This is a genomic window from Pseudoalteromonas phenolica (assembly GCF_005886345.1).
GTDB classification, from domain to species: Bacteria; Pseudomonadota; Gammaproteobacteria; order Enterobacterales; family Alteromonadaceae; genus Pseudoalteromonas; species Pseudoalteromonas phenolica_A.
This window is the reverse complement of sequence record NZ_PNEC01000057.1, coordinates 19,156-35,046: the sequence shown is the minus strand read 5'-3', so window position 1 is coordinate 35,046 and position 15,891 is coordinate 19,156. Positions and strand designations below refer to the sequence as shown.

Sequence of the window (15,891 nt, the reverse complement as noted above, 5' to 3'; positions counted from 1 at the left end):
AAGAATTATTTTTATTTGCATTACCTGAATTATTTGTTTTTGAGTTAAATCAAATATGAGTGAATCTTTTTAACTTCAGTTATTAAATGAAAAATACTAAGGGTTGTTATTCGAGAAGATTGAAAGGTTAAAACCTGCTCTCTCATTGCAGTTCTATTGCGCATGCAATCTATTTTGAGGTAATAAATACTTGTCGAAAATGAATTTAATGTATGCTCTTTGGCCGTTAAAAATAATAAAAATTAACGAATTTAGTGACCGCTTTAATCTCTCAAAATGATTAAGTGTTATTGCAGATTGATATTACCGTAGGCAGCACAAAAACACCTATCTAATCTGATAGGCGTCTTTGCTTAAGTTAAGAGGTGTTTTTTAAAAAGATTCTCTATATTGCAGCAATAATTTTCTTGATTGGCTAGGCACATTGCCATCAGGCATACGAGGATCAAACACTTTATACTGTTTATCAAGTAAATTTTGTGCCTTTAATATGAGGGATTTAGACTCATCAATACTCCAGTTTGCTGTAAAGCCAATTAAAAAATAATCTGATTGTTTAAAATCATCAGATACTGTTTTGTCAGGGGACTCTACAAATACATCATCACGCCAGATTGAGTTTAAGCTAACTTGAACACTGTTAAGCTGATGAGTTAAAGCGGCTGCAGCAAAACGTTTAAAACTCGGGTTAATTGGCTCATCAAATAATTGGGTAAAGCCAGCTTCGAACCAAGTGTTTTCACTTAAATTGAAATTACTATTAATTTCTAAACCCTGCATAGTCGCTTCGAACACATTGTCAAATGTATAGCGCGTTTGAGCTTGATCTGTGGGTACTAAATTAATGAAATCCTTTAGATCGTTATTAAATAAAACAACATCAATTTGCCAATCATCATGCTGCGCATGCCATACTAATTCTGTCGTTTTTACATACTCAGAAGTTAAATCGGTATTGCCGACCGTTACATCATCATTTGAGTAAAGCTCATTACTAACAGGTGTTCTAAATGACTCACCATATTGAAGCTTCAAGGTATGATGTTGATTCAAATCATATATAAAGGCCAGTCTTGGAGACAACTTGCTATCTATACCTTTAACTTCATCAAAACGCGCACCTACAAACATTGTTAATTTTTCTGATGCTTTATATTTTGCTTGAGAGTACGTGGCGTAAGAGTCAAAAGACGCCAATAAACTTTTAAACGGTGGATGCGTATCAATAACTCTTGCTTCACCTAAAAAGAATTCATTTGCAACAATGGTATCTCCGCGTTCATAGTCATAATAACTGGTAAAGACACCCGCTTTGAACTGTTCTTCTTCGGAGTACTCTAGGCCAAAATTCACTTGTAATTCAGGGCTAAAAATATAGCTGCCATCTACTTTCAAAGTAATATCTTTTGTCGACCAAGCAGGACCGACAAAGAAGTCACCGACTAAGCCAGTTCCGTCTGCAGATGCTATTAAACCGCGGCTTTCAATTTCATGCCTTATGTAATCGAGCGATGAAGTTAACCACAAATCCTCTTCATCTAGCCATTCATATTTCGCATTGAAAGCGGTGTTTTCACTATGATGATGATTGCCCTTAGAAGTACCAGCTAAATTTATAAACTCATCTAACTGAGTCGCATTTTGTCTAATGCTAACATGCAAATCTTGCCAATGAGCCCCAAACTCTAAGAAATAGGCTTCCATGGGATCTTTAACGCCAAATTCGTAATTTTCACCATCTCTTCGATTAAAGGATAAGTTACTGTAAAGTTTTAAGTCATCGTCAATTTGCTTGTTAAACGATAGCCCAGCCTGAACTTCTCCATGCTCGCCAATTGAGGCACTTACCTGAGACCGTGAGTCTGTAGTAACAACATTCATCACACCTAAGAATGCATTACTGCCATATAGCGCAGATCCTGGACCACGTATGAATTCAACTCGTTCAATCATTTCAATTGGAATAAATGGCATGTAAACAGACGCTTTGCCAAAAGAAGGCTCATTAAGCCTTTGGCCATTTATCATCACAAGGACATTACCACTATCAAGATAAATGCCTCGAGTATGTTCTTTAGGCACAGCACCCACCCAATCACCTCGTGTTGACTGAAAACCAGGCACAAAATTCATTAACTCATAGGCATTTGATACACCAAGCAAAGAGATATGCTGTTGATTAAAAACGGTGATACTAGAAGGAACAGATGAGCGCGTTTCATCGGTTTTTGTTGCGAGAGAAATATTAACGTCAAGAAGCTGCTCAAAAGACAGATCAAATAAATCTTCTTCTGTTTCATTACTAGAAAATACCGTTCCTGTGAATAGCAATGATAAGAATGAGAAGGTTGGTATTATTATTTTCATAGCTTAGCTCAATTTTTCAGAGATAAAGCAACTAAGCACAATTACATGCACAGCCCATCAACATAGTATTAATAATACTAATGTTAACAGTCTGTGCAAGTTTTAAATTTTATTTTGCCTTTTTTAGGCCAATTGAGTGCGCTTTTCCTTAAAGTAATTATATAAACCGATTAAAGATGCAGCAATCCAGAATAACTCAATGACGAAACTTGCTAAGTTGAAGTTGTAACAAAGACTAATGAGTAATAATATTGCGCCACTTAAATTCATTAAGTTATAAACAATACCGGTGGGCTCCGCCTTACCAAGTTGAAGCATAAAAAAAGCGCCAACCACAAGCGCCGTTCCTGTCATACCAATGACATCAAAAAGAATATCAATCACGTTTTGTATCCACTATCAATTGCTACCATTCCTCATCAGAACTGTTTGAAGCAATATAAGATTAGTTAACCCGAAAATACTGGCCCACTCCATGGGAAGGGCTACTTTCACTCATTGAAACAGCAAAACGTATCTAAACTAAATGAGGAAGCAAAATGAAAACAGGGCAAATGTCCGCCCTGTAAATAAGTATTGAAAGATTTTATTTATTAGCCAGTAACACTCAGTATCACTGCCATAAGAATAAACTGGAAGGTATGGTAACCCCCATTAACTAAAAACAAACTTAGTGGCCTTTGCTCGAATATGTATGAAATACCCAATGAGCTTGACGCTAAACCAATGCCAACCGCAGCGCCAATAGTTATTGATTGTGTGATGTTAGGATCTGGCCCTAATATTAACGCCAAGACAAACGCAGCCAGCAATGACAATATAAATGCTAAACCATAGATTAATTTTGGATCGCTGTTTTGTAAATCAAGCTCAGTTAACCCACAGCCCTCTAACCAAGTTTTACCAAATAACACCGGGGAGTACCATAAACCTCCCAGCATAAAAGAAGATAACGCGGCAAGTAAAATTGCCCAATAATTAAGTTCTGCCAACTGCATAATAATGAAGCATCAAACCATTCGTAATTTCAAATCTAGTTAATAAACTTCAAACTCGCAATTATTGACTATTTTTGGACAGGCTTTTTCTGAAGTTTACGTTGTAGTGTTCTTCTATGCATGTTTAGCTGTCTTGCCGTTTCAGACACATTGCCATTGTTGGCTTTTAGCACCTGTTGAATATGTTCCCATTCTAATCGCTCTGCTGACATTCTCGGCTCTGATTGCAATTCAGTTTTTTGAACGCCTTCTGACCCTAACAAGGTTTGAACTATCAACAAAGTATCAGCAGGTTTAGTTAAATAATCATCAGCGCCCAGTTTAACCGCTTCAACAGCCGTGGCGATACTCGCAAACCCAGTTAACAACACAAGTTTGATACTTGGTTTGTATGCCTTAATCGGTTCGATGAAATGTAACCCTGATTTAGTCTGCAGTTTCATATCTAGCAACACAAAATCAGGGGAAATTGTTTCAATAGCAGGCATTACATTCGCTTCGTTGCTTTCAACATGGCCATCAAATCCATGCTTTTGCAGTCGTCTAGCAAGTGTTCTTGCAAATGCTTCATCGTCTTCAATGATAAGTAATTTCATAACTCATTTTCTTTAATCGGCAAAATGATGGTTGTTTTAGCACCATATTTACACTGGTTCTCTAATCTAATTGTTCCTTTTAATCGTTCTATTGATGCATGAGATAAAACCAACGCCATACCAAGACCCGACTCACTTTTTACTATTGTATGACCCAAGCGTTCCATCTTTTTAGGGTCGAACCCCGGACCATGATCAATTATCGATAGCACCCAAGTGCCTTTTTCAATTGAACTTTGTAAAACTATCTCTTTTGCATTGGTTTTAATATTGGCCTGCGCGGCATTTGCGAGTACATTCAATAAAGCAGGGATCAGCATGGGGTCATCACTGACGAAAGTATCAACTACTTCGTCCATAATTAAGCTCTGTTCAGGGAATTGTAAGGCCATCAAGGTTTCAAGTTCTTCTAAAATCGCCAGTGTGCTTTGTACACCAAAACTATCTGAAGATTTCAATTTTTCTGTTTGTGCTCTAAACAAATCAAGTTGCTCTTTACAAGTAGTGATGGCTTTTCCCATATCTACTAATGCGGGGTGTTCTGGATAGTCTTCTTTCAACTCTTCAAACAATAAATTAATGTTACCAAGTGGTGTTGCCAGTTGATGAGTTGCCTGCGCAGCGGCACTCCCCAACGCAATGAGCTGCTCATTTTTAAGTTGTTTCTCTCTTACTTTAGCTAAAGACTGCTCTTTAACCCTTAGTTGCTTCGCCATTGCCATGACAACCATAACAACAATAAATACACTTAATACAAAATTTGCCCACATGCCTTTAAAATGCAACTCCATGTCCATGTGATGCATGTGATGCCCCCCCATAGTCACAAATAAATAACCATATGCGACTAATGAACAGAGAGAGATAATTATCACAAACTGGCTAGGCAAGGTCACAGCAGCAATGACGATTGGAATAATCAGCATTGACACAAACGCATTACTCGCACCACCTGACAAGCTCAGTAGAATCGTCATAAACATGATATCGGCTAGCAACTGCAGCATCATACCCGAAGGTGCTGCTTCACTGGTTTTTCTATAGGCGAACACACTGACCAATTGGAAGCAAGACTCAATAGCAATAACAGTCAATACTGGTAATAGCTCAATGGACTTATCAAACCAAAATGCCGAAGCTAATACCAAAAGCAATTGCATCAAAATGGCGATAGTTCTAAGTAATAATAAGCGACCAATGGCTGATTGCGGCGAAAAGCTGATCATGTAATACGCTCAAAAAAAATTTGAGCAACACTTTAACTGACTCTGCTTAACTGGTAAAACTAAACCTCAGTTTCGTTGATATGAAACAAAAATTGCAGCTACTCTTCATAGTGCAAAGTGAACTCAGGACAAGGGGTGCCTTGATGAAAGAACAACTGCCACCCTTTTTCTGTTTTAGCCCAAATTGACATTCGAATTGAAAAATTCAAGGCATGATGCACATTCATTCGATAGGCTGCATGATAGGTCAGTTGGGCAAGCGTGTCGCTCAATACTTGTCCCTTAAAGTCTTGGTTATAGATCTGTGGAATTTTCTCGAGCGGTAACCTACCAATCACATGTTGCTTATTAAACATTAAGCCATTTGCCGAAATCTCATAAAAGTCGTCATGAAGTAAATGGCTTAATTGGTTTTTCGATGCTCTAACAACTGGGTCCAGTAACTGCCTCTCCAATTCAATAAGGTGGCTTATTAGCGAAGTCGTCATTTTATTTGCCATAATCACCCCAAATTCAAAGACTTTAATCTAAGCTTAGACTACTTCTTCACACTACATAAAGTATCCTTGACTAGAATTACAAAAAGAAGTTTGTTATAAACGCCACCTGGTCAGATGAGATAAGAAACTATGCAATACGCCAAAATTATTGGCTGGGGTAAATGTACACCACCAGCAACACTTTCAAACGAAGATATAAGCACAGTAGTAGACACCACCGATGAGTGGATTTCAACGCGCACAGGCATAAAATCGAGAAGAGTCAGTCATGTTGGTACTGGTGAATTAGCGACTGTTGCAGCTAAACGTGCATTGGATTGTGCTGGTATTGCAGGAGAAGACATTGACCTCGTGTTACTTGCTACTTGCACCCCTTCTACACTTGTCGCAAATACAGCCTCATATGTTCAGCAGCAAATCGGGGCAACCGGTGCAGCGGCATGTGATGTAAATGCAGCATGTTCTGGTTTCTTATATGCATTACAAAATGCGACCGCTCAAATTCGTGCCGGTATGGTAAAGCGCGCAGTGGTTATTGCTGCTGAAAGAATGCTCTGGCATGTAAACTGGGCAAAACGTGACAGTGCAGTTCTGTTCGGTGATGGTGCAGGTGCAGTTGTGCTTGAAGCATCAAGTGAAGAGTCAGGCCTGCTAGCGACAAAAACAGGTTGTGATTCAGAAGAAAGAGAGATTCTTCATATCCGAAACTTCGGCACTGACATAGATAAACACGATTCAGCACAACCATCTGATATTTTGTTCCAAGGAAAAGATATCTTTAAGCGCGCGGTAAAAGGCATGAGCGAAGCCTGTGATGATGTGCTATCACAAGCAAATTTAGCACTCGAAGACATCGATATGCTTATCCCTCATCAAGCAAATCTAAGAATTATTCAAGCCATTGCCAAACAATTGCAGCTTAGCGATGACAAAGTGATGGTCAATATCCAGCATTATGGCAACACCTCTGCTGCAACGATCCCAATTGCACTGTGTGAAGCATTAGAGCAAGGCAAAATCAAACCACATAGTCATATAATGAGTGCTGCATTTGGTGCAGGTTTAACTTGGGCAGCAAGTTACATTAAATGGGGCGAACGCGTTACGCCTATCATTGAAAGTAAAGCTGAGCTGCCAGAGTGTAAACAAACTGGATTAGAGATAATGGCCGACGCCATTAACTACTGTCAGTAAGCTATCCTCTGCCCTTAATTGAATGGTAATATTAAACGGTTACATTCAAATAAGGGCAACACATTGAAAACATTGTTCACTCCACATTCTGAAATTAGCCAATTAGAACCCCAAGCAATTTGGCAATTCTTTGATCAAATTTGTTCTTTTCCTCATCCATCCAAGCATGAAGAAGCACTTGCACAATTCATTATTGACTGGGCAAAAAGTCAATCTCTTGAAGTTAAAAGAGACGAGACTGGCAACGTTTTCATTAAAAAGCCTGCCTTCCCAGGCATGGAACATAAAAAGCCAGTAGTCCTTCAAGCGCATATTGATATGGTACCGCAAAAGAATGACGGCACTGAACATGACTTTGTAACTGATGCTATTAAACCTTACATCGACGGTGAATGGGTTACTGCAACTGACACTACTTTAGGTGCTGACAACGGCATAGGTATGGCGTCGTGCCTTGCTGTATTGGCTGCTGATGACATTAAACACGGTCCGCTTGAAGTACTTCTAACTATTGATGAAGAAGCAGGTATGACTGGCGCATTCGGTTTAGAAGCTGGCTGGTTAGAAGGTGACATTCTTCTAAATACAGATTCTGAGCAAGAAGGTGAGATTTACATGGGCTGTGCCGGTGGCGTAGATGCAAGCCTTACTTTGCAATTAGAACGTCAAGCTATCAGTCAAGATTCAATACGCTTAAAACTTGTGCTAAATGGCTTAAGAGGTGGGCACTCTGGCGTAGATATTCATACTGGCCGCGCTAATGCTAATAAACTCCTTGCACGCTTTTTGAAAAATCACACAGCCAACTTAAACGTTCAGTTAGTCACTTTTAATGGCGGTTCACTGAGAAACGCTATTCCTCGTGAAGCGTATGCTGAAGTGTTAGTTGAAAATGAACAATTAGACGCATTTCTAAACTTAATCTCTGAGTTTGAAACAATAACAAAAACTGAATTAAGCGCCATTGAAGCAAACTTATCTTTTAAAGCGCAAACATTTGAAAGTGATGCCTTGCCATTAAGCGCAAGCAGCCAAAATACAGTGTTGTCACTACTCAATGCCTGTCCAAATGGTGTAGTACGCATGAGTGATGACATTCAAGGTGTAGTTGAAACATCACTAAATATGGGTGTCATTGAAACAAACGAAGACAGTATCGAAGTGCTGTGTTTGATCCGCTCTTTAATTGATTCTGGTCGTACTGACGTAGAAGGTACACTTGCTTCGCTAGCAAGCCTAGCTGGCGCAACGATTGAATTCAGTGGTGCATATCCGGGATGGAAACCAGATCCTGACTCACAAATCTTACATACTTTCCGTGACGTGTATGAAGATATTTATGGTCATAAACCGCACATCATGGTTATTCATGCTGGCCTAGAGTGTGGTCTTTTCAAAGAACCATACCCAGAAATGGACATGATTTCATTTGGTCCTACAATCAAATTCCCGCACTCTCCTGATGAGAAGGTAAACATTGAATCTGTGGGTTTATATTGGCAACAAATGAAAGCTATCTTAGAGAACATTCCTGCTAAGTAATGCTTATTAATAAAAAATGCGAACCCATTGGTTCGCATTTTGCTCTATAAATTTATCGATTTCTATTTATAGCGTGTAGCTAAATAGTCAAACGTAGCACGGAGCCCTAAGCCTTCACCACCTACTGGGCGACCCGGTAATGGTCTGATGTTATAAGCCATCACATCAAAATGAAGCCAAGGCGTAGTTGCTGGCTCAATAAACTCTTTCAGATACAACGCAGCTGTAATTGACCCACCAAATGGCGTTGAACCACAGTTAGCAATGTCTGCTACATCACTCTTAAACAAAGCTTTATATTGGTCGAAAAGAGGAAGCTGCCAAACTGGATCTTGGTTTTGTAAACCTTGAGCCATGATGCCACTTGCAATTGCTTGGTCAGTCGAATAAAAACCTGGAAGCTCTGTACCTAGCGCGATTCGACATGCACCTGTTAAGGTTGCAAAATCAATAAGTAAATCAGGATTTTCAGTTTGTGCTTCCGCTAATGCATCACACAATACTAAGCGACCTTCGGCATCGGTGTTATCAATCTCAACCGTGATGCCCTTACGTGTTTTAATAACATCGCCCGGTCTAAAAGCATTACGAGACACTGCATTTTCAACAGCAGGCACAAGCACACGAAGTCTAACAGGTAGGTTTGCAGCCATGATCATTTGTGCAAGACCAATAACATGAGCAGCCCCGCCCATATCCTTCTTCATATTACGCATACCTGCGGCAGGTTTTAAATCTAAACCGCCAGAGTCAAAGCAGACACCTTTACCAACAAGTGTCAGTTTCGGTGCACTCTCATCACCCCATACTAAATCGAGTAATCTTGGTTTGTTATCACTTGCACGACCGACCATGTGAATCGTTGGGTAGTTTTGCTCTAGTAATTCATCACCAATAATTTGGCTAAACTGACCATCAAAACGAGCGGCCAACTCTTCCATAGTTTCAGCAAGGTGCTGAGGCATCATGTCAGCTGCAGGCATGTTAACCAAGTCGCGTACCAAATAAATTGCTTCTGCTTGCTGTTTTACTTTATTAAAGGTTTCTTCATCTGCAATCGCGATTTTAGATTCAATAGCAGGTAGAGACTTATAGACGGCAAATTGATAAGCTCCTAATACAAAGCTAAGCGCATAACCTAGCAAGGAGTCATCGTTAACATCTAGCGTGAACTGTCCCTTAGGTAATTGCTTTGCTAAGTCACCGGCATTCCACATATCAGTTGACTCAGCCACAGTTACAACAACTAATTCAAGTCCAGTTACGTTCTGTTTAGGCACCACAATTATGTTGCTATTAGCAGAGCGCGTTACTTCAACATAACTTTTTACAAAGCTTTCTTGCGATGAAAGCCAAGTGTCAAAATTTGATTTTTCAATAAATTTAATCGGTGTGCCTGTATCGGCATGAATGATTGGAAGTTGCATATTGTTCTCTGTTTTCTTGCGTCTTTTGAGAGAATAACAATTTAGCTTAAAGAGATCACTTATTTGCGAGATTTAGAAGATTTGTTGGATAATGAAAATGAGCTTGGTAAAACATCAACACCAACCCATTGTCCCAATTTAACAATGAGCGGAATAGTAATGGGAGCGAAAGGAAGTACAGCAAATACACCTAAACCTAACCCTTTAAGAATATCGACTAGCTGTTCATTGGCAACTTTAAGCTCTGACTTATGCGCCTCTCCAAAGCTATAACGCTTATAAATATCGAGCATTTCTTTAGTTTCTTGTTTTTCCTGCGCAAGTGCAACTTTCAGAGCAAGCATTGAGCGCCTGAGCCTAATCTGCTGCCTCTTTTTACTTATTTTGGCAACTCTGATAGGGGCTTTGTGTACAACTTTAATTAGGCGCATCATTCACCATAACTTATTAATCACTCTGATAGTTTAGCAAAACTTGATAAACTCTTACTATGTATTTGAATACTCTCTCACATAACATGTTAAAAAACACTAAAATACAACAACCGACAACAGAACCACAAAAACCAAAGCCGGATGAATGTTGCGGTGGAGGCAGTTGCTGCCCATGCGTTTGGGATACCTACAGAGCACAAAGAAAAGAATGGCTTAAGGTTAACGAAAAACTAAACAAAACATAAATTAGACCAAAGCATGAACTTTAGTAGGAATGCTCATGCATTCCTCTCTTTCCCTATTTTAGAAAACTATTTCATAATTAACAGAAAGTTACGTTTTCAATTTGCGCTTTCCCATTGTCATGTCTACTTTTAATTTTAATGCAAATTTTATTTGCATTATGTGTTAACTAAATGTATCAATAATTAACAGATTAATTATCTTCTAATAAATTTTCAGGAATAATTTATCTGGTTAATAAGAAACCTTAATGACAACATTAATCTGGGGAAACAGGATGAAGTTAAAATTATCAAATTTAAGCCGGTCGATCACTTATGCACTGGCATCTAGCGCAACGGTCGGTTTGTTTAGTACTACAGCATTAGCTGATGAAACCGAAGGTGCTAAAAAAGACATAGAAAAAATTGCGGTTGTAGGTTCTCGTGCGGCACCACGTTCAGTCGGTGATTCACCAGTACCTATAGATATTATTGGCGGTGATGAAATCGCCAAAGCCGGTGGTGATGATATGTTAGAGCTTCTAAAAGGCTCAGTACCTTCTTTAAATGTTCACCAAAACCCTATCAGTGATGCTGCATCTCTTGTAAGGCCAGCTAACCTTCGTGGTTTACCAGCTGACAGTACACTTATTCTATTAAACGGCAAACGCCGCCACCGCTCTTCAGTAATCGCCTTCTTAGGTGGCGGTATTAATGATGGTGCACAAGGCCCTGATATCTCTGTCATACCAAGTATCGCTTTAAAACAAGTTGAAGTACTTCGTGATGGAGCAGCGGCTCAGTATGGGTCAGATGCAATTGCTGGTGTAATCAACTTTGTATTAAAAGATGCATCAGAAGGTGGTTCATTTGCAGTAAAACAAGGTCAATATTTTGAAGGCGACGGTGACACGACAACCATTGAAGGTAATGTTGGTTTGCCGTTTTCTGATGACGGCTTTGCAAACTTAAGCTTCCAATACAAGAATGCAGACGCTACAAGCAGAAGTGTTCAACGTCCGGATGCTGGTGCTTATGACGCAGCGGGAGTTCCTGGCATACGAAATCCAGCACAAGTTTGGGGTGCGCCTGAAGTAAAAGATGACTTTACATTATTTGGAAACGTAGGTTTAGAGCTTTCAAATAGTTCAGAGTTCTACATGTTTGGTAACTACTCAGAGCGAGATGTGAAAGGTGGTTTCTACTATCGTAACCCTCAAACTCGCCCTCAAGTTTATTCAAACGATGGTGGTGAAACATTGCTGGTTGCTGATTTAGATGGCCTTGATAATGGAGTTGCATGTCCTACGGTAAATTTAAAAGATTCAGAAGGTAATCGCATTCTAGATGTCAGTACAATTTCAGCTTATCAACAGATTGCATCTAATTCAGAAATAGGTCAAAACTGTTTTGCATTTAATGAAATCTTACCAGCAGGCTTCACGCCATTCTTCGGTGGTAATATCACTGATACCTCTTTCACTGTAGGTACTAACGGTGAAATTGAAAGCGGTGCCTTTGAAGGCGCCTATTACGATTTAAGTGGTTCTGTCGGCCGTAATGAATCTCGCTATTTCATCACTAACACAGTAAATGCTTCATTAGGTGCTGAAACACCCATGGAGTTCAGCCCTGGTAAATATATCCAGCTTGAAAAGAACTTTAATGCTGACATTTCAAAAGGTTATGATTTCGGTCTTGCCTATGACGTTAATGTCGCTGCTGGCTTAGAATGGCATGAAGAAACCTTTGAAGTCATCGCTGGTGATGAAGCTTCGTTTACAGCTGGTCCTTTGACACAACAAGGCTTTGGTATTGGCTCTAACGGTTTCCCTGGTTTCCAACCATCAGCTGCAGGTGAGTTTACACGTCGTAACTATGCAGCTTATCTTGATGTAGAAACGCCATTTACTGAGGAATTCTTAATGGGTTGGGCACTTCGATATGAAGATTATGATTCGTTTGGCTCTACTACAAATTACAAAATAACAAGTCAATATCAATTGACTGATGACTTATCACTTCGTGGCTCATTGAGTACTGGTTTTAGAGCGCCAACAGTTGGTCAAGCAAACGTAAGTAATGTTCAAACCAACCTAAGCAGTGGTGTGCTTGTTGACTCTGCACTACTTCCACCAACTAACCCAGTGTCTCAGATTTTAGGGGGTACTGAATTACAACCTGAAGAATCACAAAGTTATACATTTGGTGCAGTTTACCAGTCAGGTGATTTATTCTTAACTGTCGATTATTACAATATTAAAGTAGAAGATCGTATTAGTCAGTCAGACAAGATTAATTTAACTGCCGAGCAGAAAACAGCACTTAAAGCCGATGGTGTTCCAAATGTTGACAGTATTGCTCAGGTAAGTTTCTTTACAAATGACTTTGATACAACAACTCAAGGTGTTGATATTGTTGCTAACTACTCAATGGATCTACTTGGTGGTTACGCGACTTTCAGCATGGCGTATAACTGGAATGAAACAACAGTCGATAAATTCTCTGAGATAACAGGTGATTTTAAAGTTAAGCGTTTAGAAGAAGACTTGCCTCAACATCGTGCAACTTACACTTGGTCTCAACAGTGGGAAGACTTCTCTGGTTTTGTTCGTTACAACTACTTTGGTGAGTATCAAGGTGTTCACGTAGATTATGATGCTACTGCAATTATGGCAGATCCATCATTCACAATTGATGCAGAAGTAACTTACTATGCAACAGAGTCTTTAAGCTTCACAGCTGGTGCTAATAACTTATTTGACCAAGAGCCTGAGAAGTTAGACTTCGAGCGTGCGACAGGTATTCCAAACAATAACTGGGGTGGTAAGTACTACGAAACCTCTCCTTACGGTATCAATGGTGGCTTCTACTACGTAAAAGCAACTTATACTTTCTAGATTACTGTAACCCAGCAGCAAAAGGCGAAATGGCATTAGCTATTTCGCCTTTTTATTTTTATGATAAAACAAAAACAATCATTCAATATAACAATGCTACTACTGAAAAGAGCCAACGAATTATTAGAACAAGGGAAACTTCGAGAAGCGGAGTTTATGTTTAAAGCAGTTTTAAAGGAGAACAATAAAATTGGCTCTGCTTTATATGGCCTTGGCAGGATCTGTATACGATTAGAAGATTACGACAGTGCAATTTACTATTTAAAGCGAGCCTGTGAACATTTACCAAAAATGCTTGATCCCCTATTTGCTCTTGCGGATGCATTTATGGCTGTAGGTTCTTCAGTAGATGCTAAAACTGTTCTTGAATATACTTTAAGTGTTGCACGCCACAATGCTCAAGCCCACTATCAACTAGGTCAATTCTACTTAGATCACGGATTTATAGAGAATGCCGTACGTACATTTGAGGCTGGTGTCGAGTGTCCTAAAAGTGCTGTCACAGCATTTATGCTTCAAGAGTTAGTTCAAATATGTCCTGTTAATAAATTAGAGGCTCATGTTGCTTTACTCCACGAATTACTGTCTGATTACGAAAACAAAAGATTAAAAATCGTTGTTTACTATGCACTTGGTAAGTGCTACCACCGTCTGGAGCAATTCTCTCAAGCATTTGATTACTTTAAACTCGCAAATGAGTGTCAACTTTCGCTTTGTGAATTTAAAACTGAGCATATGCAACCATTTTTTAAAGATCTCAAAACCCAATGCTCAAGTGATTTCTTTAAAATCCCTAACGACAAATTAAAAGCAACCTTTACACCTGCATTTATCGTTGGTCTGCCAAGAACAGGTTCCACACTTTTAGAGCAAATGTTGGTTGAGCATAGTCAAATTGGCAGCATGGGTGAAAACACTGTAATTAGCGACAAAATTGTGCCCTATTTACAAATGCGAAATGAAACACCTTTCCCTGAGTGTCTCCATACTTTAACAACTTCAATGCTAGATCATTGTAGAAACCTATATGTTGACGAAATCAAAAAGCATAGAGTAGGTAACGAAGTTGTCATTAATAAATTACCAGCTAACTTTCAAAATATTGGTCTTATTCAAAAGATGTTTCCCGATGCTCGATTTATTCATTTAACACGTTCTTTTCATGCCAATGCTTGGTCGGTTTATAGTAACCATTTTGCAGAAAATGAGCCTTACTTTTGCTCATTGACTGAATATAAACAATATGCCGATTTTCAAGATGACCTTATGCAACACTTCAAAGAATATCTTCCGCGAAATATATATACACTCAGTTACGAAAAATTAATTGATGAAACACCAAAGGAATTAAATAAAGTACTGAATTTTCTTTATCAAAAGTTTGAACCAGAATGCTTAGAGTTTTATAAATCTAAGAGACCAGTCTCTACACTTAGTAAAGCACAAGTAAGAAAGCCTTTAGAACAAAGTCCACGTTCTAATTGGCAAGTTTATGAACAACAAATGATTGCTATGCTCGATGCAGATCAAACCACTGAAGAACATCTTTAAACTGATCAGAGTGTGCATGAGGGCTGGTTAACATGTCGATATGGTTATAATCATGCTTGTGCCCTTGGCTTTTACCGTACACTCTTATTTCTTGAATGCCTCGACCTGACTCTTCCATAAACTTTTTTATATCGATTGGCTGAGCCAGCGCTTTATCTTTTACACCAGCGATATGCAGTGTAGGTGGAAGTTTGATGTCTTTAATTGCTTCACTGTAATTAAAGCCATCATCAGTATCTACCCAAGGCAGTTTTTTTGCCCACTGCATGCTTTGAAAGTGTGATTTTACCGTTTCATTATCACTTCCCCATTTCAGTTTTCGAGCATCTAAGTAGCCTTTCTTTTTACTTAGAATTGGTGCCAAGGTATACCAAATTAAATTTGCTTGTAATAATTTGCTTGGGTGATTGTTATATAGACTCCGTTTAGTGCCAAAATATGCACAAGCTGAAACAAATTGTTTATGCTCTGGTGTTCTTGCTAGATAACTATTTAATAGTACCCCGCCCCACGAATGCGCTATCCAAAACTTTGGAAAATAACCAGTTTTATCTTTAATAAACTCAAGCATAGCAGGAATATCTTCAACAATTGCTTCTGTTTGACCATAATCAGACTGAGCTGATATAGCTGGGTAGCTTTCTCCTCTCCCACGTAAATCTGCGACAAAACACTGGTAACCCTGCTTTGCTAAAAATGGCGCAAGCCCCTTATTTGATTTTGTATAAAAAATTTTACCGTTTTCCACTGCCCCATGTAGTAAAAAGATAGATTCTCTTTTTATGTCTGAATGATAAATATGTCTTAGGTGGAGCGATTGGTTTTTTCCTATTGAAACGAATAGAGAGTCTTGCTTGATCATGATGAGGCCTTTTTATCTCATCGTACCAGTGAGGCAAGGTTTAAGCAAATGCCTTTATAAGCTGTTTAAT

Annotated in this window: 14 protein-coding genes; 5 read left to right on the top strand and 9 right to left on the bottom strand. The window is 39.0% G+C overall.

Annotated elements, in window-relative coordinates; genetic code table 11:
• Positions 1-372: 372 nt before the first annotated feature.
• The 6 genes from CWB72_RS17855 to CWB72_RS17830 form a co-directional block, all read right to left on the bottom strand.
• Positions 373-2,367: a TonB-dependent receptor plug domain-containing protein gene (locus tag CWB72_RS17855; protein WP_138634244.1), complete on the bottom strand. Its 1,995-nt coding sequence runs from the start codon at positions 2,365-2,367 to the stop codon at positions 373-375.
• A gap of 123 nt (positions 2,368-2,490) precedes the next feature.
• The gene (locus tag CWB72_RS17850) at positions 2,491-2,751 is read right to left on the bottom strand and encodes a CBU_0592 family membrane protein (RefSeq protein WP_138634241.1); all 261 of its coding nucleotides are present in this window, start codon (positions 2,749-2,751) and stop codon (positions 2,491-2,493) included.
• Between the two features lie 209 nt (positions 2,752-2,960).
• Complete coding sequence (locus CWB72_RS17845; RefSeq protein WP_130256243.1) at positions 2,961-3,365, bottom strand: DUF1761 domain-containing protein; 405 nt, start codon at positions 3,363-3,365, stop codon at positions 2,961-2,963.
• A gap of 68 nt (positions 3,366-3,433) precedes the next feature.
• Positions 3,434-3,961: a response regulator transcription factor gene (locus CWB72_RS17840; protein ID WP_138634238.1), complete on the bottom strand. Its 528-nt coding sequence runs from the start codon at positions 3,959-3,961 to the stop codon at positions 3,434-3,436.
• Positions 3,958-5,187, bottom strand: coding sequence for a sensor histidine kinase (locus tag CWB72_RS17835; protein ID WP_138634235.1), 1,230 nt, complete (start codon positions 5,185-5,187; stop codon positions 3,958-3,960). The genes CWB72_RS17840 and CWB72_RS17835 overlap by 4 nt, the downstream gene beginning before the upstream one ends.
• A gap of 98 nt (positions 5,188-5,285) precedes the next feature.
• Positions 5,286-5,687 (bottom strand): DUF4440 domain-containing protein, encoded by a 402-nt coding sequence (locus CWB72_RS17830; protein ID WP_138634232.1) that lies wholly within the window; start codon positions 5,685-5,687, stop codon positions 5,286-5,288.
• 129 nt (positions 5,688-5,816) lie between these two features.
• On the opposite strand from CWB72_RS17830, the gene CWB72_RS17825 reads away from it, so the two are divergent.
• Together CWB72_RS17825 and CWB72_RS17820 are read left to right on the top strand one after the other, a co-directional pair.
• Complete coding sequence (locus tag CWB72_RS17825; RefSeq protein WP_138634229.1) at positions 5,817-6,881, top strand: ketoacyl-ACP synthase III; 1,065 nt, start codon at positions 5,817-5,819, stop codon at positions 6,879-6,881.
• A 72-nt stretch (positions 6,882-6,953) separates the two neighbouring features.
• Complete coding sequence (locus CWB72_RS17820) at positions 6,954-8,423, top strand: aminoacyl-histidine dipeptidase (RefSeq protein ID WP_138634331.1); 1,470 nt, start codon at positions 6,954-6,956, stop codon at positions 8,421-8,423.
• A 62-nt stretch (positions 8,424-8,485) separates the two neighbouring features.
• Here the strand turns inward: CWB72_RS17820 and CWB72_RS17815 are convergent, their stop codons facing one another.
• Both CWB72_RS17815 and CWB72_RS17810 read right to left on the bottom strand, forming a co-directional pair.
• A complete protein-coding gene (locus CWB72_RS17815; protein WP_138634226.1) occupies positions 8,486-9,850 on the bottom strand; it encodes a leucyl aminopeptidase family protein in 1,365 nt (454 codons plus the stop codon).
• 59 nt (positions 9,851-9,909) lie between these two features.
• A complete protein-coding gene (locus CWB72_RS17810) occupies positions 9,910-10,281 on the bottom strand; it encodes a hypothetical protein (protein WP_130256265.1) in 372 nt (123 codons plus the stop codon).
• A 59-nt stretch (positions 10,282-10,340) separates the two neighbouring features.
• Between CWB72_RS17810 and CWB72_RS21160 the strand changes: the two genes are divergently transcribed.
• The 3 genes from CWB72_RS21160 to CWB72_RS17795 all read left to right on the top strand — a co-directional run bounded on the left by CWB72_RS21160 (position 10,341) and on the right by CWB72_RS17795 (position 14,959).
• A complete protein-coding gene (locus CWB72_RS21160) occupies positions 10,341-10,529 on the top strand; it encodes an oxidoreductase-like domain-containing protein (protein WP_354384669.1) in 189 nt (62 codons plus the stop codon).
• A 275-nt stretch (positions 10,530-10,804) separates the two neighbouring features.
• Complete coding sequence (locus CWB72_RS17800) at positions 10,805-13,408, top strand: TonB-dependent receptor plug domain-containing protein (RefSeq protein WP_138566638.1); 2,604 nt, start codon at positions 10,805-10,807, stop codon at positions 13,406-13,408.
• Between the two features lie 60 nt (positions 13,409-13,468).
• Positions 13,469-14,959, top strand: coding sequence for a tetratricopeptide repeat-containing sulfotransferase family protein (locus CWB72_RS17795; RefSeq protein WP_354384668.1), 1,491 nt, complete (start codon positions 13,469-13,471; stop codon positions 14,957-14,959).
• Here the strand turns inward: CWB72_RS17795 and CWB72_RS17790 are convergent.
• A complete protein-coding gene (locus tag CWB72_RS17790; RefSeq protein ID WP_138634220.1) occupies positions 14,919-15,824 on the bottom strand; it encodes an alpha/beta fold hydrolase in 906 nt (301 codons plus the stop codon). The genes CWB72_RS17795 and CWB72_RS17790 overlap by 41 nt on opposite strands.
• Positions 15,825-15,891 lie beyond the last annotated feature (67 nt).

Excerpts from the sequence above, each read along its gene's own strand:
- CWB72_RS17815 (WP_138634226.1), bottom strand. The coding sequence starts at position 9,850 with ATGCAACTTCCAATCATTCATGCCGATACAGGCACACCGATTAAATTT.
- CWB72_RS17830 (WP_138634232.1), bottom strand. The coding sequence starts at position 5,687 with ATGGCAAATAAAATGACGACTTCGCTAATAAGCCACCTTATTGAATTG.
- CWB72_RS17845 (WP_130256243.1), bottom strand. The coding sequence starts at position 3,365 with ATGCAGTTGGCAGAACTTAATTATTGGGCAATTTTACTTGCCGCGTTA.
- CWB72_RS21160 (WP_354384669.1), top strand. The coding sequence starts at position 10,341 with ATGTATTTGAATACTCTCTCACATAACATGTTAAAAAACACTAAAATA.
- CWB72_RS17810 (WP_130256265.1), bottom strand. The coding sequence starts at position 10,281 with ATGCGCCTAATTAAAGTTGTACACAAAGCCCCTATCAGAGTTGCCAAA.
- CWB72_RS17840 (WP_138634238.1), bottom strand. The coding sequence starts at position 3,961 with ATGAAATTACTTATCATTGAAGACGATGAAGCATTTGCAAGAACACTT.
- CWB72_RS17855 (WP_138634244.1), bottom strand. The coding sequence starts at position 2,367 with ATGAAAATAATAATACCAACCTTCTCATTCTTATCATTGCTATTCACA.
- CWB72_RS17835 (WP_138634235.1), bottom strand. The coding sequence starts at position 5,187 with ATGATCAGCTTTTCGCCGCAATCAGCCATTGGTCGCTTATTATTACTT.
- CWB72_RS17795 (WP_354384668.1), top strand. The coding sequence starts at position 13,469 with ATGATAAAACAAAAACAATCATTCAATATAACAATGCTACTACTGAAA.
- CWB72_RS17800 (WP_138566638.1), top strand. The coding sequence starts at position 10,805 with ATGAAGTTAAAATTATCAAATTTAAGCCGGTCGATCACTTATGCACTG.
- CWB72_RS17825 (WP_138634229.1), top strand. The coding sequence starts at position 5,817 with ATGCAATACGCCAAAATTATTGGCTGGGGTAAATGTACACCACCAGCA.